Genomic DNA, 21,256 nt, shown 5'->3' on the forward strand with positions numbered 1-21,256 from the left:
GCTTCAGCGCGCGTCCAGGGCCAGGGCCACCATCGCCTCGGTGATGTCGCCGGGGTGGTAGCGGTTGAAGCCAGGCAGGGCGCGCATCGCGGCCTCCGAATGGTCCATGTCGGAGAGGCGCACCACGCCCGCGCCGGGCACCTCCGCGTCCAGGGCCGTCACCATGCCGTCCGACGCGTAGCCGTACCTGTCGTACAGGTAGCGCTGCAGCGGGTACAGGCTGGACAGCCGAGACAGTCGCGAGGTGGCCAGCGACACCGTGGGGATGCCGGCCGGGTAGGGGTGCTTTCGGATGAACTCCATCCGATTTGTATAGGAAAGCTCCTCCACGGACCGGGACACGCCATGGAACAGCAGAGGGAAGGCGAAGTCGATGAGCCGCCGCATCTCCGGCGTGGTGGCCAGGTCATGCGCAATCGAGGAGCCGCCGTACGGCGACTGCAGCGTCACCACCGCGCGCACCACCCGGCGGAGCTCCGGGTACAGGGCCAGCGCGGCCGTGCACTCCACGCCGCCCTTGCTGTGGCCCACCAGCACCACCGTGCGGCCGAAGTGCTCCGCGTCCAGCAGCGCCTCGCGCAGCACCGCCACGTTGTCGGGGATGAGCCCCTCCGTGTCCACCGGCGCCTCGAGCACGTCCAGGCCCCGGCGCTCCAGCCGCTGCACGTTGTCCAGCAGGTAGCCGGGCAGCTCGTCCCCCAGCATGCCGCGCACCAGCACGTACTGGTACCGCTTCGCCGCGTCCGGCAGCACCGGCTCGCCCTCGCGCACGCGCGTGAGCAGCGCCTTGAATCTCGCGGTGAGGTCCTCGCCCGCGAGCCCCTGTGCGGAGCGTTGCAGCCAGCCGGCCAGGCCTCCGCAGCCGGGGCCCCACCAGCGCTCCGCGGGCGGAAGGCCGCGCAGGCCGCGCGACAGCCGGGTGATGGCGTTCGCCTCGCGGGTGGGAGCCGGAGTCGGAGTGGGAGTGGGCGGCGGAAGGGCGGCGTCGGGCAGCGACTGCGTCATCTCGCTCGGAAGCGTACCGGGAAGCGGACGCGGCGCGCCAATGGCCCCGCCACGCCTGCCTGCATGTGGCCGACACGGGCTCACCTTCGAGGGCAGGCAGCATGATAGAAAGCGGGCACGCAGGAGGGGTTCCGACGCTGACGACAGGACAGGAGTGGCTGGTGGACGCCAGCGGCTGCGCGCCCGAGCGCCTCAAGGACGCGGCCGCGCTCGCCGCGCTCTTCGAGGAGCTCATCGTCCTGTTGTCGCTGAAGGTGGTGGGCCAGCCGCAGTGGCACGTCTTCCCGGAGCCCGGTGGCATCACCGGCCTGACGCTCCTGGCGGAGAGCCACCTGACCCTCCACACCTTCCCGGAGCACGGCTTCGCCGCGCTCAACCTGTACTGCTGCCGCACCCGCCCGCGCCCGGACTTCGAGTCCATCCTGGCGCGGCACCTGGGCGCGGCGTCCTGCACCGTGCGAGAGCTGAAGCGGGGAGGGGTGGCGTGACGCAGCAGGGCCAGTGTCCATCATGCGGCGCGATGATTGAGTTCACCGCCGGCTCGGCGCAGGTGGTGGTGTGCGCGCACTGCCAGACGGTGGTGGCGCGCAGCGGCGCGACGTTCGAAGCCCTCGGGAAGATTGGCCGCATCGTCCCCACCGACTCGCCGCTGCAGCTCGGCGCGGAGGGGAAGTATGCGCGCGCGGGCTACCGCATCATCGGCCACCTCCAGAAGGACCACGGCGCGGGCCCGTGGGACGAGTGGTACGTCGAGTTCGACGACGGCCGCACCGGGTGGATCAGCGAGTCCGAGGGCGCCTTCCACCTGCTCTTCGACGCGGGCGTGGAGGAGGGGCTGCCGCTGGAAGGGCTGGAGCCCGGCGAGCGCCTGCGCCTGCGCAACCGCGCGTGGGTCATCGAGGAGCGCGGCCACGGGCGCGTGGTGTCCGCGGAGGGGCAGCTCCCCAGCGACGTGGACCCCGCGCAGGACAGTTGGTACGTGGACGCCACCGGCCCCAAGGGCGCCTTCCTCACGCTGGACTTCGGCACCCGCGCGCAGGACCCGGAGGTCTTCACCGGCGAGGCGCTGAAGCTGGCGCAGCTCGGCATCGCGGCCAGCCAGCTCCGCCCGCGCGCGCGCAAGGTGGAGCTGAAGCAGGCGCGCTGCACCAACTGCAACGGCCCGCTGGAGCTGCGCGCGCCGGACAAGTCGCTGCGCGTGGCGTGTCCCTACTGCGGCGCGCTGCTGGACGTGAGCCAGGGGAAGCTGTCCTTCCTGCGCCTGCTGGAGAAGCCCGCCGAGGCGCCCCTCATCCCGCTGGGCGCGAAGGGCACGCTGGATGGCACGGAGTGGATGTGCATCGGCTACCTGGTGCGCTCGTGCACCGTGGAGGGCGTGCGCTACCCGTGGGAGGAGTATCTCCTCTACCACCCGGCGCGCGGCTTCACGTGGCTGATGCAGTCCAACGGCCACTGGGTCTTCCTCCAGCCGCTGGCCGCCGGTGACGTGCAGCTCTCCCCCGGCGTGGTCGCCTTCCACGAGGGGCGCCGCTACAAGGCCTACCAGCAGGTCACCGCCGTCACGGAGGCGGTGCTGGGCGAGTTCTACTGGGAGGTGACGGCGGGCGAGCGCGCGAAGGCCACCGAGTACGTGGCGCCGCCGTACTCCGTGAATGTCGACGCCACGAAGGACGAGGTGTCGTACACGCTCGGCGAGTACCTCGAGCCCGGCGTGGTGAGGGACGCCTTCAAGCCGAAGGAGCTCCTGCCGGAGCCGCAGGGCATCGCCCCCAGCCAGCCCAACCCGCACAAGGCGGGGATGGCGTCCACCTTCAAGTGGACGCTGGGGTGGATGTTGGGGCTGTTCGTCCTGGCGGCCTTCTTCACCGTGCGCGCGGACAGCCACCAGGTGCTGGAGGAGGCGGTGGTGGTGCCCGCGAACGTGCAGCCCGGCTCGCCTGACGCGATGCACTTCAGCAAGCCCTTCGAGCTGACGAAGCGCGGCAACATGGAGGTGGAGGTCTCCGCCGAGTCGCTCGACAACGACTGGCTGGGCGTCCAGGGCGACCTCGTCAACCAGGACACGGGCGAGGTGGTGGGGTTCTACGAGGAGCTGAGCTACTACAGCGGCAGCGACAGCGACGGCTCGTGGAGCGAAGGCTCGCGCTCGGGGAGCACGACGCTGTCCCCGCTGCCGCCGGGCAAGTACGTGCTGCGCACCACGGCGGCGTTCGACCCGGGGCCCATCCGGCCGCGCGCCTTCAACGTGAAGCTCACGCACGACACGCCGAGCGGAGGCGGGTTCTGCTTCGCGTTCATCCTGTTGCTGCTGGGCCCCGCGTGGGTGCTGTTCCGCTCGCACGGCTTCGAGACGCAGCGCTGGGCGGAGAGCAACCTCGCGGACACGGATTAGGTCCATGACTCACGGAGGCACGGAATGAAGTACTTCGGTGGGCTGGTGCTGCTGGGCTACGCGGCCCTGATGTTGTCGGGCTGGCAGCCCTTCAGCAGCGAGCAGAAGGAGCAGGTGCCCGGCAACGTGCGGCGCGGGCCGGGCGGCATCCTGCTGTGGACCGGTGGTTACCAGGGAGGCAAGTGATGTTGCTGCTCGGTGTGGTGGTGAGCCTGGAGGGAGTGCTGGCGAGCGTCATCTACTCGCTCATCGGCCTGGCGGTGTTCGTGGCGGGCTTCTACGTCATCCGCCTCATCCTGCCCTTCGACGTGCACAAGGAGCTGGAGGTCGACCAGAACACGGCGCTCGGCATCGTCATCGGCTCCTTCATCATCGGCCTGGCCATCATCGTGGCGGCCGCCATCGGCGGCTGAGCCGGCGCTCCAGCGAAGTGAAGTGACGACGTGAACAGAACGCTGCTGTACATCACCGTCCTCGTCATCGCGACGTGCGGGCTCATCTACGAGCTCGTCGTCGGGGCGCTCGCGAGCTACCTGCTCGGGGACTCCATCACCCAGTTCTCCACCGTCATCGGCGGCTACCTGTTCGCCATGGGCATTGGCAGCTACCTGTCGCGCTACATCGAGCGCGGGGTGGCGCAGCGCTTCGTGGAGGTGGAGCTGGCCGTGGCGCTGCTGGGCGGCCTGTGCGCGCCGCTGCTGTTCCTCACCTTCACGCTGACCAGCCTGTTCCAGGTGGCGCTGTACGGCAGCGTGATTGCCATTGGCACGCTGGTGGGGCTGGAGATTCCGCTGCTGCTGCGCATCCTGAAGGACCAGCTCAAGTTCAAGGACCTGGTCAGCCAGGTGCTGTCGCTGGACTACCTGGGCGCGCTGGCGGCGAGCCTCGCGTTTCCGCTGCTGCTGGTGCCCAAGCTGGGGCTGGTGCGCACGTCGCTGCTGTTCGGCATCCTCAACGCGGGCGTGGGGCTGTGGAGCACGTGGCTGCTGGCGCCGCTCTTGGGCAATCCGCTGCGGCTGCGTGTCAAGGCGGTGGTGCTGACGCTGTTCCTGCTGGTGGGCTTCGTGCTGGGCGACAGGCTCACCACGTTCTACGAGGACCAGCTCTACGCGGACGACGTGGTGCACGCGTCCAGCTCGCCGTACCAGCGCATCATCCTGACGCGCGGGAAGCGGGGCTTCTCGCTGTTCCTCAACGGCAATCTCCAGTTCGCGAGCATCGACGAGTACCGGTACCACGAGTCGCTGGTGCACCCGGCCATGGTGCGGGCGGGGAAGGTGGAGCGGGTGCTCATCCTCGGCGGCGGGGACGGGCTGGCGGCGCGCGAGGTGCTGCGTCACCCGCAGGTGCGCTCGGTGACGCTGGTGGACCTGGACCCGGCGATTACGGGGCTGGCGACGAGCTTCGGGGAGCTGGCGAAGCTCAACGGGCACTCGATGACGGACCCGAAGATGCGGGTGCTGAACACGGATGCCATGCGCTTCCTCGCGGAAGGGGACGAGCAGTACGACGTGGTGGTGGTGGACTTCCCGGACCCGAACAACTTCGCGCTGGGGAAGCTGTACACGACGGGCTTCTACAAGCTGCTGAAGAAGCGGCTGGCTCCGGACGGGGTGGCGGTGGTGCAGAGCACGAGCCCGCTGTTCGCGCGGCGCTCGTTCTGGTGCGTGGCGGAGACGCTGAAGGCGGCGGGCTTCTGGACGCAGCCGTACCACGCGCTGGTGCCGTCTTTCGGAGAGTGGGGCTATGTGCTGGTGGCGCACGAGGCGCCGGCTCGGCACCGGCCGCTTCCGGAGGGCCTGCAGTTCCTGGATGAGTCCACGCTGGACTCGCTCACGCAGTTCGCTCCGGACATGGGGCCGTTGCCCGCGGAGGTGAACCGGCTGAACAACCAGGTGCTCGTGCACTACTACGAGGAGGAGTGGCGGCGGTGGAACTGACGCGCGAGCGGGCCGCCGCGAGTCTCCACGACGAGGCGTGGCGGTCATGGAGCTGACCCGGCGCGAGCTGGTGGCCGCGTTCCTCGGCTCGGCGGTGGCGGCCAGCGCGTGCAAGCGCTCCGGACCGCGTGAGCCCGTGCCCGGTGCCATCGTCGACCGCGCGGTGGACACGGGGCACAAGCTGCGCGGTGGGCCGCTGCCTCGCGCGGACGTGCTGGAGCCTGTCGATGTCCTGGTCGTGGGCGCGGGCATCGCGGGCCTGTCCGCGGCGTGGCGCCTTGCCGGTGCGGGCCTGAAGGGCGTGCGCGTCCTGGAGCTGGAGGCCGAGGCCGGCGGCACGTCGCGCTCCGGCCACAACGCCATCTCCGCGTACCCGTGGGGCGCGCACTACCTGCCGGCGCCGCTGGAGGACCAGGGCCCCGTGGTGCGGCTCCTCCGGGAGATGGGCGCCGTCACCGGCACCGACGCCGACGGCTACCCCACCTTCGAGGAGGCGCTCCTCATCCAGGAGCCGGAGGAGCGCCTCTTCTACCGGGGCCACTGGTACGAGGGTCTCTACCTGCGCGCGGGCGCGAGCCCCCAGGACGTCGCGGAGTTGGAGCGCTTCGACGCGCGGATGAACGCCTTCGCCGCCGCGCGTGATGCGAAGGGGCGCAAGGCCTTCGCGGTGCCCACCGCGCTGTCCAGCGACGACGCGGAGTGGACGGCGCTCGACGGGCTCAGCATGGCCGCCTGGCTCACGCGAGAGGGCTTCACGTCCGCGCGCCTGAAGTGGCTGGTGGACTACGCCTGCCGCGACGACTACGGCACCACGTCCGAGCACGTCTCCGCCTGGGCTGGCATCTGGTACTTCGCCGCGCGGCAGGACGGAAAGGGCGAGCGCAGCGAGGGCTTCCTGTCCTGGCCCGAGGGCAATGGCCGGCTGGTGAAGCAGCTCCAGTCCGCGCTGCCGCCCGCCGCCGTCGAGCGCAACGTGCTGGTCCACACCGTGGAGCCCAACGAGCACGGCTGCCGCGTGGACGCGCTCGAAGCCACCACGGGAAGGCCGAGGGCCTTTCAAGCCCGCCAGGTGGTGCTGGCCTGCCCGCGCTTCATCGCGGCGCATGTCGTGGCTCCGTGGCGCCAGCAGCGTCCCGAATGGATGAGCGCCTTCACCTACGGGCCCTGGGTGGTGGCCAACCTGACGCTGTCCTCGCCGCCGCGCTCACGCGGCTTCCCGCTGGCCTGGGACAACGTCTTCTACGAGAGCCGCAGCCTCGGCTACGTCGTCGCCACGCACCAGCAGCTCCGCCAGGACGAGCGCGGCCCCACCGTCCTCACCTGGTACCTCCCCATGTCCGGCGCGGACGCGAAGGCCGAGCGCGAGAAGGCGCTGTCCGCGAGCTACGCGGACTGGGAAGCCCTCGTCATGGCGGACCTGCTGCCCGCGCACCCGGGCATCGCCGAGCAGGCGCAGCGATTGGAGGTGCAGCGCTGGGGACACGCCATGGTGCGGCCCTCGCCGGGCTTCATGTGGAGCGCGGCGAAGCAGGCGGCCCGCGAGAGCCTGGGGCGCAGCCTGCACTTCGCGCACACGGACCTGGGAGGCATGGCCCTCTTCGAGGAGGCCAACTGGTTCGGCGTGAAGGCCGCGGAGCGCGTGCTCGCTGAGCTGGGACGGCGCGAGCCGAGCTGGCTGTGAAGCCCAAGGCCCGGGGCAACGCGTCCCGGGCCCGTCACGTCAGGAACAGCAGCTCAGGCCTGCGCGATGGACTTGGGCGGCAGCTTGAGCACCTGGCCGACCTTGATGGTGTCGGGGTTCTTCAGCTGGTCCTTGTTGAGCTCGAAAATCTTCGGGTAGAGCTTCATGTCCCCGTAGATGTCCTTGGCGAGCTTGCTCAGCGTGTCGCCCGACTTGACGGTGTAGACGCCGTACGGGTCGTTGTGCGTCACGTCGAGCATCACCATGATTTCGTTCTGCCAGTTCGAGTGCTTCGCCTTGATCTGGTCCCAGATGCGGTCCCGGTCGAACGCGTAGTTCACCTTCCCCTTGATGATGAGCTTGCCGTTCTCCTCGCGCGGCTCGACCTGGGCACCCACGGTCTTCGCGACATCCAGAACGTCCTTGTAGCTGTCCTGCAGGCTCATGGTTCCTCCTCCTCCGTGCCTCGGGAATCCGCGCGGGCACGCACACCGGTGTGTGAGGCTGGCCACGGTAGGAACGGCGACCCGACGGCTCAATCACTCCGCGTGTCACGTCTTGGCAGGTGCTCGCCGCTCAACGTTTCGCCGCGCGGAGCTGACCAGAAGTCGCCGTGAGGAACTTTGCGGGCGGCTGCCGTTGAGAGGGACATGAACCTCAAAAAACTCTCTTCGGCAGCGCTTCTCCCACTCGTCCTCACCGCGTGTGGAGCTCCTCTCGACGACGGTCAACCCATGAGCCTGGGCGAGCAGGAACAGCCCGAGCTGGTCGACACGATTGCCGAGACGTGTGTCACCCCGGACCCCTCCGGCTATGAGTCCATCGGCACGGCCTACGGCGGCACGCTGGAGGAGTGGCGTGAGTCGCTGGATGCCCTGCCGGCCTCCACCCTGAAGACGGACCTGCAGAACCGGATGCTCACGGCCCTGAAGAGTCCGTACTCGGCCTTCGCCACCGCCGCCGAGGCGCAGACGTTCCTGCGCGGCATCCGCACGCCGCTGCCGCTGAAGCTGCCCTTCACCTCGAACTCGCCGTACATCTCCGGCACCGAGGTGAACCTGGGCCACGGCTGGCGCTACAACGGCGGCGGCATCCACCGCGGCCTGGACATCAGCCGCGACGGCACGCCCGCCGACAAGGACCCCAGCTTCGACGTGCTGGCCATCGCGGAGGGCAAGGTCCTCGCCGTCTACTTCGACGGGCCCCCGGGCGGCGGCGGCAACACCGTGGTCATCGAGCACACCGGCGCCAACGGGAAGAAGCTCTACAGCTTCTACATGCACCTGCGGAACGGCCGCACCCACGACGTGGCCGCCGTGAAGGGCATGACGTGCCCCGTGGGGGATGACGGGTGCGCGCGCTACCAGTTGATGGCGAAGAACTACCCCAACCACCCGTCGTGGGGCACCGACAGCGACACCATCACCGTCACGCCGGGCCAGTGGGTGACGCAGGGGCAGAAGATTGCCAAGTCCGGCAACACGATGACGGCCGGCTCGCTCGCCACGGATGGTGAGCCCGCGAGCAACCACGCCAACAACCACCTGCACGTGTACATCGGCGTGCCCACGCCCACGGACCCCAAGGTCGCCGTGGAGGTGGACCCGTACGGCGTCTACGAGAAGGTCTCCACCGGCTGCTACGACGGCTTCCAGCCCACGTACTACCCGCGCCTGTGGATGCCGCACTACCCGGACTTCCACAACGTCACCTGGGACACCTTCGTCGAGCTGCCCGAGTACTACAGCGGCATGAGCTACCGCCCGCAGACGCTCAGCTTCTACGAGCAGAGCGGCGTGCTGAAGGTGGCGGGCTCGTACCAGTACTCCACGGACAAGCTCTGGGGCGTGCAGGCCGGCCTGGACAGCGCGAGCTTCGACGCGGTGGTGGCGCAGTGGGGGCAGTCCAACTACGTGCCGCGCGAGACGCGCATCCGCATCGATTCGTCCGGCAAGGCCCGCTACAACGCCATCTTCGGCAAGCTGCGCACGAATGAATCCGTGCGCTTCGAGCACCGGCTCACGCAGGCCAGCCTGGACTCGCTCTACACGACGTACGTGGTGAACGCGGGCTGGCGCGTGGAGGACTTCTTCCCGTACCGCGAGGCCGGCGTGCAGTACTACGCGGTGCTCTTCAGCAACACCGACAACAACGTCCGCTGGCTGCGCTACGCCGCGTCGGAGGCGTACGCCGAGTCGGAGATTGCCTCGCTGCCCTCGCAGGGCCTGCACGTGGAGAACATCGTCGCGGACCCCACCTTCAGCCCGCCGCGCTTCGCGTACATCGCCAATGACGCCAGCGGCTGCGCGCCCCACGTCTACGTCAACGGCGCCATGTCCGGGTACCAGACGGCCTACAACAACGAGAGCGCCATGGGGTACCGCCTGAAGAAGCTGCAGGTGTACAACAACGGCGCCAACTTCACGGCCATCTTCGACAAGGGCAGCGGCACCTGCCAGTGAGCCCGTGACGCGTGTTTGAAATGGGCCCGGTCTCCACCGTGAGTCAGGTGGGGCCGGGCCCGTGTCGTTGCCGGGCGGGGACTACTGGGCGGTCATGACCTCGATGTACTCGTCGCCCGTGAGGGAGTTCTTCCACTTGGAGGAGAAGCCCAGCGCGTGCTGCGGGTTCACCACGTGGGGCGCCGCGTTCTTCGCCACGTCCAGGCGGGTGAGCTCGTTCTTGAACAGGTCCAGCACCTGGCCGAACTGCTTCGCGGTGAGGTAGTTCCGGCTGAACATCTTCTCGGCCATCTCCTCGCGGGTGAGCTCGTTGGCCGTGCTCTTGAGGGCCTTCATGACGCCGCTGAAGGTCTCCGCGTCCATCGCGAGCTCGCCGTCACGCCTCTTGGTACAGCCCGGGTCCTCGCCGGTGCCACAGTCGCGGAAGGCGGGCTCGGACGCGGGGGCCCTCGCGGGCATCGCCTGGGGCTGGGGCTCCTCGTGCCGTACTTCCTCGCGGCGCTCGCGGCGCTCGCGCTTCTCGACGCGCTCGGAGGACCGCGTCTCGCCTCCCTTGACGTTCATCTCCACGCCCACCCGCGCGCCGCCGGCCTGGACCTTCATGTCCACCCCTTGCGTCTCGCCGTCGGGGTCCATGCCCTTCACCTGGATGGTGGCCGAGGGCATGTCCGAGTCGTCGACCTGGACATTCATGTTCATCTCCGCGTCCTGCGCGAAGGCGGCGGAGGAGAGGAACAGGGTCGAGGCAAGCAGGGCGCGAGTCAGGTGGGTCATTGGGAGTCCTGGCGAAGTAGGGTGTGCGGCACCCGGAATCAGCCGGGCGTTCAATTTGCCGCGCGTCCAGGACGTGCCACCGCTCCGGATATTCAGAGGGTAAACGTGGGCAGGTCCAGGCCCAGCAACAGCCCTCCGGTGAGCTCCAGCGTGGCCGGGGACACCATGGCGTGCTGGGTGGCGGTGTGGACGTCGCGGAAGCAGCGCTGCAGCGGGCTGGAGCGGAAGACGGCGCTGCCTCCCGCGGCTTCGTACATGCGGTCCACCGCGCGCGCGGCGCTCCGGGTCGCGTGCGTCATGGCCAGTCGCAGCTCGGCGCGGGTGCGCACGGAGACGGGGCCTCGCGTGGACTCGGCGTGGATGGTGTTGAGGGCCTCCAGCATGAAGGCACGGGCGGAGCGCACGGTGGCCTCGGCGTCGGCGACGGCTTCCTGCGCGGCGGGGCGCATGGCGAGCAGCCGGCGCTCCAGCATCAGCGTCTTCTGGTGGGACAGGTCCTTCATCGCGTCGATGGCGCGCCGGGCGATGCCGAGCGCCACGGCGGAGATGCCCATGCCCAGCAGGCCGAAGGCGTAGCCATACAGCGGCCGGGCGATGCGCGGCGCCTGCCCCGAGAGGGAGAAGGTGTACTCCTCCGGCACGAAGACGTCCTTCGCCTCCATGTCGACGCTGCCCGTGCCGCACAGGCCCGAGGCGAACCACGTGTCGTGCAGCACCGCGCGCTCCGCGGGGAAGAAGAACGAGCGCATCTCCGGCACGCCCTCGCGCACCATGCGGGGCTTGCCTCCCTCCGTCACGATGGCGCCTCCCACCAGCCAGTGACAGTGCTGCGCGCCGCTCGCCCACGGCCAGCGGCCGGTGAGCCGGTAGCCACCCTCGACACGCTCGGCGCGGCCGATGGGCGCGGCGACGCCGCCAGTGATGACGTCCGGGCGGGTGAAGATGGCGCGGGCCGCGGGCTCGAACATCCACGCGGCCGTCAGCGCGGTGGCGGCGCCAATCATCACGCACCAGCCGGTGGCGCCGTCCGCCTTCGCGATGGACTCCATCACCTGGAAGGACACGGCCGGGTGCAGCTCCAGCCCGCCGAGCGCCTCCGGAATCATCATGCGGAAGTAGCCGTCCCGAGCCAGCTCGGCGGCGAGGTCCGGCGGCAGGCGGCGCGCGTTCTCGATTTCGTCGGAGCGCGCGGACAGGCGCGGGAACATCGCCTCGGCTGCGGAGAGCAGCGGGTGCGGAGTGGCTTCAGCGGGGATGGTGGAGGCGGGCTGCGGGAGCGGGCTCGTCATGGCGGCGAGCCTATGAAGGATGCCGCATGTCTGGCCAGCAGCCCCGGGAGGGCGGACGGGCGGCCGAGCAGGTGAGGGGGCCGGGAGCGCTCGTGCGGGTCCCTGTTCGGAAATGTCGGGACATTTCGCGCGGGCGGTCTCAGCCAGTCATCGCAACGGCCCGTTCAAAACCCCCGACATTTCCGAACAGGGAGCCACTGGACCGCGCCCGACCCGCGAGGCGGGAACGGGCTTCTCCTCTCCAGGATGCTGTCTGCTCCATCCCGAGCCTGCTTGCGAACTGTCTGCTATTGACCGAGGCCTTTCGGCCATGTGCTTCTGGCTGCTCGGTTCCTCACCGGAAGCGCCCGGCACGGAGGCATGTCTGCCCCGCTCTAAACCTGCTCGTGAGAGGTCCGCTGCTGCCCGATGGCTGTCGGCCGCGGCGCCTGGTTGCTCAGGTCGGCGGCGCGTGCGTGGCGATGTGGGTGACGTAGCGGGTCCTCCCGTCGGGCGTGGTGACTGTCTCGGCGGACGGCTCCGGGTCGACCGCGATGATGACGATGTCGCGGCGCTGGCCGAGGGCAATCAGCTCGCTCGGCCTGGGCACCACCGCGCTTGCGGTGCTCGCCGCGCCGTCGGGGAAGAACAAGGCCCGTCCCTCTTCCAGGTAGAGGAGGGGCACGTGGCTGCCTCCGGCGTCCACGCCGTCGGGGACGTAGACGTGCACCGTGCGGCGAGACGGCTCGGTGCGCGTGTACTCCCGCACCCGGGCGATGACTTCCGTCGCGACGGTGTCGAAGTCCAGGGGCTGCGAGAGCGGCTCGCGCCAGGAACCGCACGCCGACGCCATGAGGAGCAACAGGGACATCCAACGAGACATGACGGTCCTCCCTGCCTCGGCGCATGCGCCGGGCAACCCACGAGTCATGAAGCCCGCATCCGCGGGCGGTGTTTCGCAATGCCTGTCCAGGGCGCGGAGCCGGTCCGCTCGCGCACCAGGTGCTTCAGGTCATCCGGCAGCGACGAGCCACAGCTCGCTGCTCAATCACATCCATGCGCATGAGCGCGCCCGTCGCGCCTGCTCGCACTGCTTCGCCGCGAGCCCGGCCGTTCCAGCTCAGGGCGCGCGGCCGACGTCACACCGCCCAGAGGCGGTGCGCGACAGGTCCTCCGCGACGGAGCGGAGCAGGGTACCTGTCAGCCCCGAGCGCTCCTCTCCGTCGTCCTTCTTCTCCTGCGTGAGCCACGACGCCACCCGGCCGAGGCTCGCGGCCGTCACCACGTGCAGCCGCACCTCCACCTGCACCACGAAGCGGTCCTCCGCGTCGGGGCGGTCCTCCAGCGTCCAGGCCACGCGCTCCAGCTCCAGCGCCCCGGGCCCCTCCGATAGCAACCGCCCATCCAACACATAGGCGCCGCGCGTGAAGGCCAGCACCTGCGTGAGCCGCGTGCTGTCCACCCGCGCGTCGAACCACAGCGAGCGGCGCTTGAGCAGCGTCACCTCCACCTCCACCCGGCCCGCCATGCCCAGCCGCACCAGCCGGTCCAGCTCCGGCGAGATGAAGGCGAAGGCCTCCGGCCGCACCACCACGCGCCGCCCGGAGAGGGTGGCCGTGCAGGCCGCACGCGGCTCCTCCGCATGGGCCCCGGGCGCGAGCAGTCCCGCCGCGGCCACCCACGCCGCGCCGAGCCACCTGCCCGCCCTCGTCCACGTCCGTGCCATGTGCCTCAGAAGGTCCGCACGAAGAGCAGCCGTGCCTCGGGAGTGGCCGTGGCCTTGTCGTCCGTGCGCCACGCGACGTCCAGCCGCACGTCGTCACCGAAGTGGAGGCTGGCGCCCAGCCCCAGCTTTGCCTCCGTCCATTCGTCGTCGTCCGCGCGCACCGAGCCCACGTCCGCGAAGACGCCGAAGGCGTGCCACTGGTACTCCGCGGTGGCGAGCAGCGACACGTCGCCGCGCAGCTCCTTGAAGCCCACGCCGCGCAGCGCGCTCCAGCCGCCCAGCGCCTCGCGCTTCTGCTCGGGCAGGTTGTGTCCGCCGGCGGAGCGCACGCGCAGGTGCACGCCCGTCCCCCAGCCCGTGGGCACGTCCAGGGCCAAGTCACTCACCAGCTTCCAGAAGCGCGCGTCCCCGCCGGAAGCGCTGGGGCCATCGCCCACCTCCATCGTGAGGAGCCCGCGCAGCGAGGCGCGGTCCTCCCAGTCACCATCCCGCTCGAAGAGGGACGTCTCCGGCGTGCGGAAGAGCGAGCCAATCCTCGTGCCGCGCTCCGCGTTGCTCGTGTACTCCAGGCGGAGCACCACGGACTTGAAGTGGCCCTCCGTCACGGGCGCGTTCGGGAAGGGCGCCGAGTCCCGCCGGAAGAGCGAGAGGGGCGGGGTGAAGCTGCGCATCGACTCGTAGCGGTCCGCCCGGTACTCGACGCCCGCGAGCCACTCGTCCGCCCAGCGCCAGGTGGCGAAGGCCGTGAAGCCCTTGCGGCGGAAGTACTCCCGGTCCGGCCGGTTGATGAGGAACGAGTAGATGTACGAGTCGATGTCGCCCAGCCGCCACCGGTCCATCGTGTCGGTGAAGTCATGGCCCTGCACGCCGAGCTCCGCGAAGCCGCTGGCGGGCACCCAGGCCTTCACGCCGCCCAGCAGGTTGAGCCGGCGCTGACGCTTCGTGCCCTCCGGGTCATCCGGCAGGTGCTGGCCGCCCAGGCGCAGCGGGATGAAGAGGGCCGCGTCCAGCGTGAGGTGCGCCCTGTCCTTCGGGTCCCAGATGCGCAGCTCGCCCGAGAGGCCCGGGGCGAAGCCCGTCACCTGCGTGTGCACGGGCATCAGGCTCACGTCCAGGTCCGGCCGGCGCGGGCGCACGTGCACGACGAGGCGCTTGTCCTCGAGCGTGATGCCCTCGCCATCCTCGCCGTGCTCCCACCAGTCTGTAAGCTGCTTCCAGGTCAGCTCGAACTCCACCTGCTCGTGGCGGCGCCGGTGCCGGCGCTCGTCCTCCTGGGTACGGTAGGTGTGCGTGCCGTCGGCGCCGCGCTCCTCGATGATGCGCACCCGGCGGTACAGCCCGCTGTCCTCGTCATCCACCTTGGCGGGCTCGAGGAAGGGCAGCTTCGACTCCAGCCGCTGCATGGCGCGCCGCGCGTCGCTGCGCAGGAAGACGTCGCCGGGCTTCAGGTCCAGCGCCTCGCGCACCCGCGTGGCCATCTCCGGGCCCACGCCTCGCACGTCCACGGACTCCAGTCGGCCCTCGTCCACCATCACCACCAGCCGGCCGTCCGGATGCAGCGTGGCGGAGAGGCTCGCGAGGAGGTAGCCGTCGTCTCGCAGGTCCTTCAGCGTGTGCTCCAGCGCCGCGGCCACGCCGCCCAGGAGGATGCCGGGGCGGAGCTCACCGCGCTCCAGGCGGGCCAGCCACTCGCGAGGCGGGCGCGGCGGCGGACACTCGCGGACGACGGACAGCGTCCCGCGCCGCGAGTCCAGGCGCAGCGTGGCGATGATGTCCTCGTCTTCGTCCTCGTCCTCGGAGGGGAAGCGGTGCGGGAGGCGCAGCAGCTCCTCCAGCACCTCGCGCTCCTGGAGGTCCTGGAGGCCTTCGAGCTCCACGGACGTCACCGTGGGGTTCTCCTCGAGGTGGACCTCCAGCACGGCCGAGCCCTGCTCGGTGGCGCGCAGGCGCGGCTCGACGCGGGCGAAGAGGCCCGTGCGCGCGAGACGGCGGAGGAACGTCTGCGCCTTCTGCGGCGTCAGCGCCTCCGGCGTACCCGGGAGCGGCGCGCCGATGAGCGCGCGGACCTGCGCCTCGGTGAGCCGCTGGAGCCCGAAGAGCTCCATGCTGCCGGGGGTGAGCTGGCGCCCGTCCACACTGAGCTGGAGCGGAGCGAGGACCCGCGACTCGTCCTCCGTCTCGTCCTCCGTCTCGTCCTCGTCGGACCCGTAATCGTCGGGGCACTCATCCCGCCCGTCCTCGGTGGCCTCCGCGCGGGCTTCGTTGCGCTCCTCCGCGCCGGGCTGGGCGTCCTCGTCGTCGTGCTCGTCACGGGACTCGTTGCGGGACTCGGCGTCCTCCTCGTCGTGGGTGCGCGCGGGCTTGGAGGCCGTGGCCGGAGGCGGAGCGCCGAGGGTGGCGGGAGGCGTCCCGGCATCATCGGGAGCAGGGGCCGGCACGGGCGCGGGCTGCGCACCGGCGGCGAGGGAGAGGCAGCAGAGGAAGAGCGCGAAGCGGTTCATGTCCGGACGGGAGAGCACATGCCGTTCCAACCGTGAGCCTGCGGCAAGTGCCTGGAAGGACGAGGGGCGGGCGGGCCCGTCGATGTCACGGGCACATCCTGATGTCGAGCAGTGATGTGATACTGACATCCGCTCCGGCGATTGCACGGGCGGGGGGAGGGGCGAAGCCGCCGCCGGGGACACCAGGAGGACGACGTGGGGCGAGCGCTGGCATGCGTGGCCGTGGTCTGTCTGTGGTGCACGGTGGGATTCGCCGCGGAGGGCCCCGCGGCGTGGTTGGAGGAGGCCCGCGCGCGCAGGTTCGCCGACGCGCTGCCGAAGGTGGAGCGCGCGTGCACGCTGCGTGAGGCCGCGCTGGGAGCGGCGCACCCCGACGTCGCGAGCTGCCTGCATGTCCTCGGTGAGCTGCTCTGGCTGGAGGGGCGGTACGCACGCGCGGAGGAGCTGATGCGGCGTGCCCTCTCCCTCCGCGAGGCGGCCCTCGGCCCCAACCACCCCGACGTCGCGGCCTCGCTGGACCTGCTCGGCAACCTCCTCGCGGACCTGGGGTTCTACGGACGCGCGGCTGTCACGCTGGAGCGCGCGCTGGCCATCCGCGAGGCGGCGCCCGTCAAGGGCTCGCTCGACGTGGCGTCGTCGCTGCGCCACCTCGGGCGCGTGTACCAGCTCCAGGGGCTGTATGCCCGGGCCGAGCCGCTGCTGGAGCGCGCGCTGTCCACTCGCGAAGCGGCCCTCGGCCCAGGGCATCCCGACGTCGCCGAGTCGCTGGAAGACCTCGCGGCCGTCTACCAGCTCCGGGGCCAGTATGCGCGGGCCGAGCCGCTCTACACGCGCGCCCTCGCGCTCCACGAGGTGGCGCCCGGTGAGGTGCAGCGGCTCCTCGTCGCGTACGCGCTGACCAACCTCGCCTTCCTCCACCACCAGCAGGGCGCGTACATGCGAGCCGAGAACTTCTACGAGCGCGCGCTCGCGGCCTACGAGGCGGCGCTGGGCCCGGAGCACCCCAAGGTCTCCGACGCGCTGGGGCAGCTCGCCCAGCTCTACGAGGTCCAGGGGAGGTTCGGGCAGAGCCTTCCCCTCTACACGCGCGCATTGGCCATCCTGGAGGCGACCTTCGAGGAAGAGGGGACGGCGAATTCCGTCAGCAAGTTCATCAACCTCGACGGAAGGCTGGAGCCGCTCCAGGAGCGCGCGCTCGCCATCAGCGAGGCGACCGCGCTCGGCAAGTTCCATCCCCTCATGACCACGACGCTCGACAACCTCAGCTTCGTCTACTACCCGGAGTCCTCGCGACAGTGGCTGCGGCTGGGAGAGCGCTCGATTCGCTTCTACGAGGCGGCCGTCGGCCCGTCGCATCCAGACGTCGCCGACCTGCTCTTGCGCGTCTCGGCGGTGTACCAGGACCTGGGGCTGTACGCCCAGGAGGAGCCGCTGGTCCAGCGCGCGCTCGCCATCTACGAGGTCACCGTCGGCCCGGGCCATCCCCGCGTCGCCGCGTGCCTCCAGAAGCTCGCCTTCCTGCGCCAGGCCCGGGGACAGCATGCCCTCTCGGTGCCGCTCCTGCTGCGCGCGCTGGCCATCTGGGAGGAGATGCTCGGAGGGAATCACCCGGACGTCGCCCTCACCCTGAACGAGCTCGCCAGCGCCCACCAACAACTGGGCGAGCATGCCCGGGCGGAGCCGTACCTGAAGCGGGCGCTCTCCATCCAGGAAGCGGTGTTGGGACCGGCACATCCCGACCTCGCGCCCACGCTCGTCAGGCTCGCGAGCGTCTACGAATCCCGGCGCGCGTATTCCAAGGCAGAGTCCCTGCTCCAGCGTGCGCTCGCCATCCAGCGAGCGGTGCTCAGCGAGGAACATCTCGATGTCGCGCTCACGCTCAACCGGTTGGCCCTGCTGCACCTCGCGCGCCGCCGGCTCTCCGACGCGCTGCCCCTACTGACGCGCGCCTTCGACGCCACCGAGGTGCACCTCCGCCATGAGTCGCTTGGCTTCTCCGAGTCGTATCTGGCGAGCTTCCTCCAGTCCATCCGCCACGACGAGGAGCGGCTCTACGCACTCTTGCGCGCACATCCGGACGACGCCCGGGTGCGGCGCCTGGCCCTGACGGCGGTGCTGCTGCGCAAGGGCCGCTCCGTCGAGGAGACCGCGGGCACCTCCCATGCCGTCTACCGCAGCCTGGGGGACGCGGACCGGGAGCGCTTCCACCAGTTGATGGACCTGCGCTCCCAGCTCGCGAAGCTGTCGCTCGACGGCCCCGGTCCCACGCCGCCCGCGGAGCACCAGCAGCGGCTGCAGCGGCTGGACGAACAGGCCGACGCGCTCGAAGCCAGCCTCGCCTCGCGGTCCGCGCCGCTGCGCGCGCTCACTGCGTTGCCTTCCGCCGACACCATCGTCGAGCGCGTCGCCGCCTCCCTCCCGAAGGATGGCGCGCTGGTGGAGCTCATCGCCTACGTGGACCGTCCGCTCGCGCCGTCCGTGTCGAAGCGTGCGGCCTCGCTCCGCTACCTGGCCGTGGTGCTCTTTCCCGATGGGAGCAGCCGCGCGGTGGACCTGGGGCCCGCGGAGGCCATCGACCAGGCGGCCCTGCGCTTCAGTCGCGCCATCTCCAGCCGTGATGTGAATTACATGGAGCCCTCCCGGGCCCTGTACGCGCGCGTCTTCCAGCCCCTCGTGAAGCTCCTCGGCGGCACCCGCCGCCTCTTCCTCTCGCCTGATGGACAGCTCGGCCTCGTCCCCTTCGCCGCGCTGCACGACGGCAAGGGCTTCCTCGTGGACACCTACGACCTCACCTGGCTCACCTCGGGCAAGGACCTGCTGCCCCGTCCCATGGGCCGTCCCTCCGAGCGCCCCGTGGTCGTCCTCGCCGCCCCGGACTTCGACGAGCCTTCGGGCAAGCCGTCCGCCCTCATCGTGAAGCGCGACACGGAAGAGTCAGACTCCTCACTGGAGCGCCCCTCCACGTTGATGCGCGCGCAGCTCGCGGAGGAACCCTGGGTGCCGTTGCCGGGGACGCGCGAGGAGGCGGAGACCGTCCAGCGTTTCTTCCCCGGGGCCCAGCTCTTCCTCGGCGCGGAGGCCACGCGCGAGCGGCTGCTCCAGGTCTCCGCACCCGGCATCCTCCACATCGCCACGCACGGCTTCTTCCTGGACGACCCCGGCCGCGCGCCGGACGCTCGCGGGGTGGGCTCCTTCGGAGGCCTGAGCACGCCGAAGGAGCTTCCACCGGACCCGCTGCTGCGCTCGGGGCTCGTCTTCCCCGAGGCACGGAACGCCACGCCCGCGGACGGAGCCCGGTCCCGGTCCAACGCGATGGTGACTGCGCTGGAGCTGGCGGGGCTGGACCTCTGGGGCACGGAGCTCGTCGTGCTGTCCGCCTGCGACACGGGCCGGGGCGCCGCGCGGCCCGGCCAGGGCGTCCAGGGGCTGCGCCGCGCCTTCGTCATCGCGGGCGCGGAGACGGTGGTGATGAGCCTGTGGAAGATCAATGACGAGACGACGCGCCACCTCATGGAGGCCTACTACCGCCAGCTCATCGCGGGCCGGGGACGCTCCGCCGCCCTGCGTGACGCCATGCTGGCGTTGCGTGAGTCGAAGCCGCACCCGTACTACTGGGCGCCCTTCATCAGCCTCGGAAGCGACGCTCCGCTGCGCGCCGTGTCCTCTCTGGCCTCTCCGCCGTGATGCCGCTCAGGCGGTGCGGTGCTCGTCCCACCACTTCAGCCAGCCGCGCCGGGTGGCGTCGAGATTCCCGACGACGCCATCACCGAACGTGGTGACGCCGGTGATTCGCCGCAGGGCCGCGCCCCAGAAGACGCTGCCCTCGCGGTAGCGCTCGATGATGAGCGGCACGGCGGGACGTCCGAGGGCGATGATGGCCTCGAACGCGGAGTGGTTGACGAACACGTAGGGGTTGGACGCCTCGCGATGGGCCGCGCAGTGCGCCTCCCACTCCTTCGCCAGTGCCTCGAAGCGGGTGCTCACGTCGCTCATGCGTTGTTCACCGCGGGCTGACGGGGACGGACGTAGACGCGCACCGGCTCACCATACGAAGGGCCGGTGAGGTCGTCAGCGCTGTTGTGGCGGATGAGCGGCTGGGTGCCAATCTTGCTCGTCAGGCGGCCCTGCTCGTCCATGAGCGCGCCGTGCGTGACTTCAATCGGCCCCGGGCCCGTCTTCGGCTTGCGCCCGTAGACGACGACCTTCTCCAGATTCGGGTCGTTGCTCAAATCCAGCGAGGACATGGGCTGGTAGCCGTGCTGCGCGTAAAGCTTGTCGAAGTCCTCCAGGCGCGTGCCCGGCCACACCCACTGGTCCTGGATGCCGAGCGTCCAGGCGATACAGTTGTAGCGCTGCGACGACGGGCCAATGCCGACGAAGTCCTCCGCCTGGAGGTTGGGGAAGCTCGTGCCGCGAAGCAGCTCTGCCTTCCATGACGGGTCCGCGTCGTCACGCGCGGGGCCCACCTTGAACTTGAAGTTCTGCCCGAAGGACGAGTCGTAGCTCGTGCTGCCGTCGCCCTGGCCCTTGAACCAGAGGGTCATCTCCGTCGCCTCGATGGGCACCTGGAGCGAGGGCATGAACATCGTTCCCGGCTCGCCACCCTCACCCGGCTGCACGGTGAGCGGCACCTCCCTGGGAGGCTCGCCGTTGAAGGACACGCACGCGACGACGTCCGACGGCACCCTGCCGCCGAGCAGCGCGGTGAGCCGGTCCTTGTCGTATGCAATCTCGACCTTGTCGCCCGCGCGCAGCTTCCCCTCGACCTGCGTCTTCCAGTCGTCGGTGAAGACGACGGCGGCGCCCTCGGAAGGCGCAATCGCCGCGTCGGAGCTGGGGTCCCACGACGAGGACGTCCTGCCGGATGCATCCGTGGTGCGGATGGACAGGCGCAGTGTGCCGAAAGCGTTCTCCGGCACGTCAATCCTCGCGGGCAGCATGTTCAGCCGGCCGTCGGGACCGCGCGAGCCATCGGTGAGAGGAATTGCCACCTCCGTCCCGCCCGGAGCCACGCGCCACACCAGTTCGGCCTTCTCCGCGGACTTGGAGATGCGCTGCGGGTCCACCGTCACCGTCAGCGGCTTGCCGGCTTCCGCGTGGAACGAGGGGCCCCGGCCGTTGCCCGTGGGCAGCGCTACCTGGCCCTGGCCCTCGACGGTGGCGCGCGCGGTGCGGCCGCCCATGCCGAAGTGGGCTTCGTAGCCGCTGGCCTCGTGGACCTCGGGCTGGAGCTCGGCTGCCTTCGAGGAAATGACAGTGGCGGGAGCGCTCGTGCCCGTCAACAGGGCGGCGCCGCGCGGGGTGGCGCGCGAGTCGAAGCCGTCGGCCTGGGTGCGGGAGAGGGGCGCCTTCCCGGTGCTGGCCGGGCGCGCGGTACGGTCCGGCGTGGACGCGGCCGGCGTGGGCACGGCGGTGGGGAACGAGGGACGGCCAATGCGGTTCGACATGAAACTGCTCTCCCGGCGGGGGCTTCCGGTGTCCGGGAGGGATTATCGACGCAATGCGGG

Annotated in this window: 17 protein-coding genes; 8 read left to right on the top strand and 9 right to left on the bottom strand. The window is 70.5% G+C overall.

Annotation, left to right across the window (positions count from 1 at the left end):
* Positions 1-3: 3 nt before the first annotated feature.
* Positions 4-1,005, bottom strand: a complete 1,002-nt coding sequence (locus ACVTJA_RS08710) for a lipase family protein (protein ID WP_465835467.1) — start codon at positions 1,003-1,005, stop codon at positions 4-6.
* 101 nt (positions 1,006-1,106) lie between these two features.
* On the opposite strand from ACVTJA_RS08710, the gene speD reads away from it, so the two are divergent.
* Genes speD through ACVTJA_RS08740 form a run of 6 tightly spaced genes read left to right on the top strand, consistent with a single transcriptional unit; the run spans position 1,107 to position 7,018 of the window.
* Complete coding sequence (gene speD / locus ACVTJA_RS08715) at positions 1,107-1,493, top strand: adenosylmethionine decarboxylase (protein WP_465835469.1); 387 nt, start codon at positions 1,107-1,109, stop codon at positions 1,491-1,493.
* Between the two features lie 32 nt (positions 1,494-1,525).
* Positions 1,526-3,397, top strand: coding sequence for a DUF4178 domain-containing protein (locus tag ACVTJA_RS08720; RefSeq protein ID WP_465835471.1), 1,872 nt, complete (start codon positions 1,526-1,528; stop codon positions 3,395-3,397).
* A 24-nt stretch (positions 3,398-3,421) separates the two neighbouring features.
* Entirely contained in the window at positions 3,422-3,583 is a 162-nt protein-coding gene (locus tag ACVTJA_RS08725) for a hypothetical protein (RefSeq protein WP_465835472.1), read from the top strand.
* On the top strand, positions 3,583-3,810 hold the full coding sequence (locus ACVTJA_RS08730) for a DUF350 domain-containing protein (RefSeq protein WP_465835473.1): 228 nt from the start codon (positions 3,583-3,585) through the stop codon (positions 3,808-3,810). Before ACVTJA_RS08725 ends, ACVTJA_RS08730 begins: the two co-directional genes overlap by 1 nt.
* A gap of 30 nt (positions 3,811-3,840) precedes the next feature.
* Positions 3,841-5,337, top strand: a complete 1,497-nt coding sequence (locus ACVTJA_RS08735) for a polyamine aminopropyltransferase (protein WP_465835475.1) — start codon at positions 3,841-3,843, stop codon at positions 5,335-5,337.
* A 46-nt stretch (positions 5,338-5,383) separates the two neighbouring features.
* Positions 5,384-7,018 carry a flavin monoamine oxidase family protein gene (locus tag ACVTJA_RS08740; protein WP_465835476.1) on the top strand — a complete coding sequence of 545 codons (1,635 nt, stop codon included), beginning with the start codon at positions 5,384-5,386 and terminating at the stop codon, positions 7,016-7,018.
* Positions 7,019-7,071: 53 nt separating this feature from the next.
* Here the strand turns inward: ACVTJA_RS08740 and ACVTJA_RS08745 are convergent, their stop codons facing one another.
* Positions 7,072-7,464, bottom strand: coding sequence for a LysM peptidoglycan-binding domain-containing protein (locus ACVTJA_RS08745; protein WP_465835477.1), 393 nt, complete (start codon positions 7,462-7,464; stop codon positions 7,072-7,074).
* A 288-nt stretch (positions 7,465-7,752) separates the two neighbouring features.
* Here ACVTJA_RS08745 and ACVTJA_RS08750 point away from each other — a divergent pair, with 288 nt between their 5' ends.
* On the top strand, positions 7,753-9,480 hold the full coding sequence (locus ACVTJA_RS08750; protein ID WP_465835479.1) for a hypothetical protein: 1,728 nt from the start codon (positions 7,753-7,755) through the stop codon (positions 9,478-9,480).
* An 81-nt stretch (positions 9,481-9,561) separates the two neighbouring features.
* Here ACVTJA_RS08750 and ACVTJA_RS08755 read toward each other — a convergent pair whose 3' ends face one another.
* From ACVTJA_RS08755 to ACVTJA_RS08775, 5 genes are all read right to left on the bottom strand, one after another.
* A complete protein-coding gene (locus ACVTJA_RS08755; protein ID WP_465835481.1) occupies positions 9,562-10,254 on the bottom strand; it encodes a DUF4476 domain-containing protein in 693 nt (230 codons plus the stop codon).
* A gap of 92 nt (positions 10,255-10,346) precedes the next feature.
* On the bottom strand, positions 10,347-11,543 hold the full coding sequence (locus ACVTJA_RS08760; protein WP_465835483.1) for an acyl-CoA dehydrogenase family protein: 1,197 nt from the start codon (positions 11,541-11,543) through the stop codon (positions 10,347-10,349).
* A 436-nt stretch (positions 11,544-11,979) separates the two neighbouring features.
* On the bottom strand, positions 11,980-12,405 hold the full coding sequence (locus ACVTJA_RS08765; protein ID WP_465835485.1) for an alpha/beta hydrolase: 426 nt from the start codon (positions 12,403-12,405) through the stop codon (positions 11,980-11,982).
* Positions 12,406-12,642: 237 nt separating this feature from the next.
* Positions 12,643-13,248: a hypothetical protein gene (locus ACVTJA_RS08770; RefSeq protein WP_465835487.1), complete on the bottom strand. Its 606-nt coding sequence runs from the start codon at positions 13,246-13,248 to the stop codon at positions 12,643-12,645.
* Between the two features lie 5 nt (positions 13,249-13,253).
* Complete coding sequence (locus ACVTJA_RS08775) at positions 13,254-15,767, bottom strand: BamA/TamA family outer membrane protein (protein ID WP_465835489.1); 2,514 nt, start codon at positions 15,765-15,767, stop codon at positions 13,254-13,256.
* 177 nt (positions 15,768-15,944) lie between these two features.
* Between ACVTJA_RS08775 and ACVTJA_RS08780 the strand changes: the two genes are divergently transcribed.
* The gene (locus tag ACVTJA_RS08780) at positions 15,945-19,433 is read left to right on the top strand and encodes a CHAT domain-containing tetratricopeptide repeat protein (protein WP_465835491.1); all 3,489 of its coding nucleotides are present in this window, start codon (positions 15,945-15,947) and stop codon (positions 19,431-19,433) included.
* Positions 19,434-19,439: 6 nt separating this feature from the next.
* Here ACVTJA_RS08780 and ACVTJA_RS08785 read toward each other — a convergent pair whose 3' ends face one another.
* Together ACVTJA_RS08785 and ACVTJA_RS08790 are read right to left on the bottom strand one after the other, a co-directional pair.
* On the bottom strand, positions 19,440-19,742 hold the full coding sequence (locus ACVTJA_RS08785) for a hypothetical protein (protein ID WP_465835492.1): 303 nt from the start codon (positions 19,740-19,742) through the stop codon (positions 19,440-19,442).
* Positions 19,739-21,196 carry a DUF6209 family protein gene (locus ACVTJA_RS08790; RefSeq protein ID WP_465835494.1) on the bottom strand — a complete coding sequence of 486 codons (1,458 nt, stop codon included), beginning with the start codon at positions 21,194-21,196 and terminating at the stop codon, positions 19,739-19,741. The genes ACVTJA_RS08785 and ACVTJA_RS08790 overlap by 4 nt, the downstream gene beginning before the upstream one ends.
* Positions 21,197-21,256: the final 60 nt, after the last annotated feature.

The sequence above is a fragment of the Pyxidicoccus sp. M6 genome (assembly GCF_055568925.1).

What these genes read in the sequence shown, in the direction of transcription:
- ACVTJA_RS08710 (WP_465835467.1), bottom strand. Translation starts at nt 1,005, where the DNA reads ATGACGCAGTCGCTGCCCGACGCCGCCCTTCCGCCGCCCACTCCCACT.
- speD (WP_465835469.1), top strand. Translation starts at nt 1,107, where the DNA reads ATGATAGAAAGCGGGCACGCAGGAGGGGTTCCGACGCTGACGACAGGA.
- ACVTJA_RS08720 (WP_465835471.1), top strand. Translation starts at nt 1,526, where the DNA reads ATGATTGAGTTCACCGCCGGCTCGGCGCAGGTGGTGGTGTGCGCGCAC.
- ACVTJA_RS08725 (WP_465835472.1), top strand. Translation starts at nt 3,422, where the DNA reads ATGAAGTACTTCGGTGGGCTGGTGCTGCTGGGCTACGCGGCCCTGATG.
- ACVTJA_RS08730 (WP_465835473.1), top strand. Translation starts at nt 3,583, where the DNA reads ATGTTGCTGCTCGGTGTGGTGGTGAGCCTGGAGGGAGTGCTGGCGAGC.
- ACVTJA_RS08740 (WP_465835476.1), top strand. Translation starts at nt 5,384, where the DNA reads ATGGAGCTGACCCGGCGCGAGCTGGTGGCCGCGTTCCTCGGCTCGGCG.
- ACVTJA_RS08745 (WP_465835477.1), bottom strand. Translation starts at nt 7,464, where the DNA reads ATGAGCCTGCAGGACAGCTACAAGGACGTTCTGGATGTCGCGAAGACC.
- ACVTJA_RS08750 (WP_465835479.1), top strand. Translation starts at nt 7,753, where the DNA reads ATGAGCCTGGGCGAGCAGGAACAGCCCGAGCTGGTCGACACGATTGCC.
- ACVTJA_RS08755 (WP_465835481.1), bottom strand. Translation starts at nt 10,254, where the DNA reads ATGACCCACCTGACTCGCGCCCTGCTTGCCTCGACCCTGTTCCTCTCC.
- ACVTJA_RS08760 (WP_465835483.1), bottom strand. Translation starts at nt 11,543, where the DNA reads ATGACGAGCCCGCTCCCGCAGCCCGCCTCCACCATCCCCGCTGAAGCC.
- ACVTJA_RS08765 (WP_465835485.1), bottom strand. Translation starts at nt 12,405, where the DNA reads ATGTCTCGTTGGATGTCCCTGTTGCTCCTCATGGCGTCGGCGTGCGGT.
- ACVTJA_RS08770 (WP_465835487.1), bottom strand. Translation starts at nt 13,248, where the DNA reads ATGGCACGGACGTGGACGAGGGCGGGCAGGTGGCTCGGCGCGGCGTGG.
- ACVTJA_RS08785 (WP_465835492.1), bottom strand. Translation starts at nt 19,742, where the DNA reads ATGAGCGACGTGAGCACCCGCTTCGAGGCACTGGCGAAGGAGTGGGAG.
- ACVTJA_RS08790 (WP_465835494.1), bottom strand. Translation starts at nt 21,196, where the DNA reads ATGTCGAACCGCATTGGCCGTCCCTCGTTCCCCACCGCCGTGCCCACG.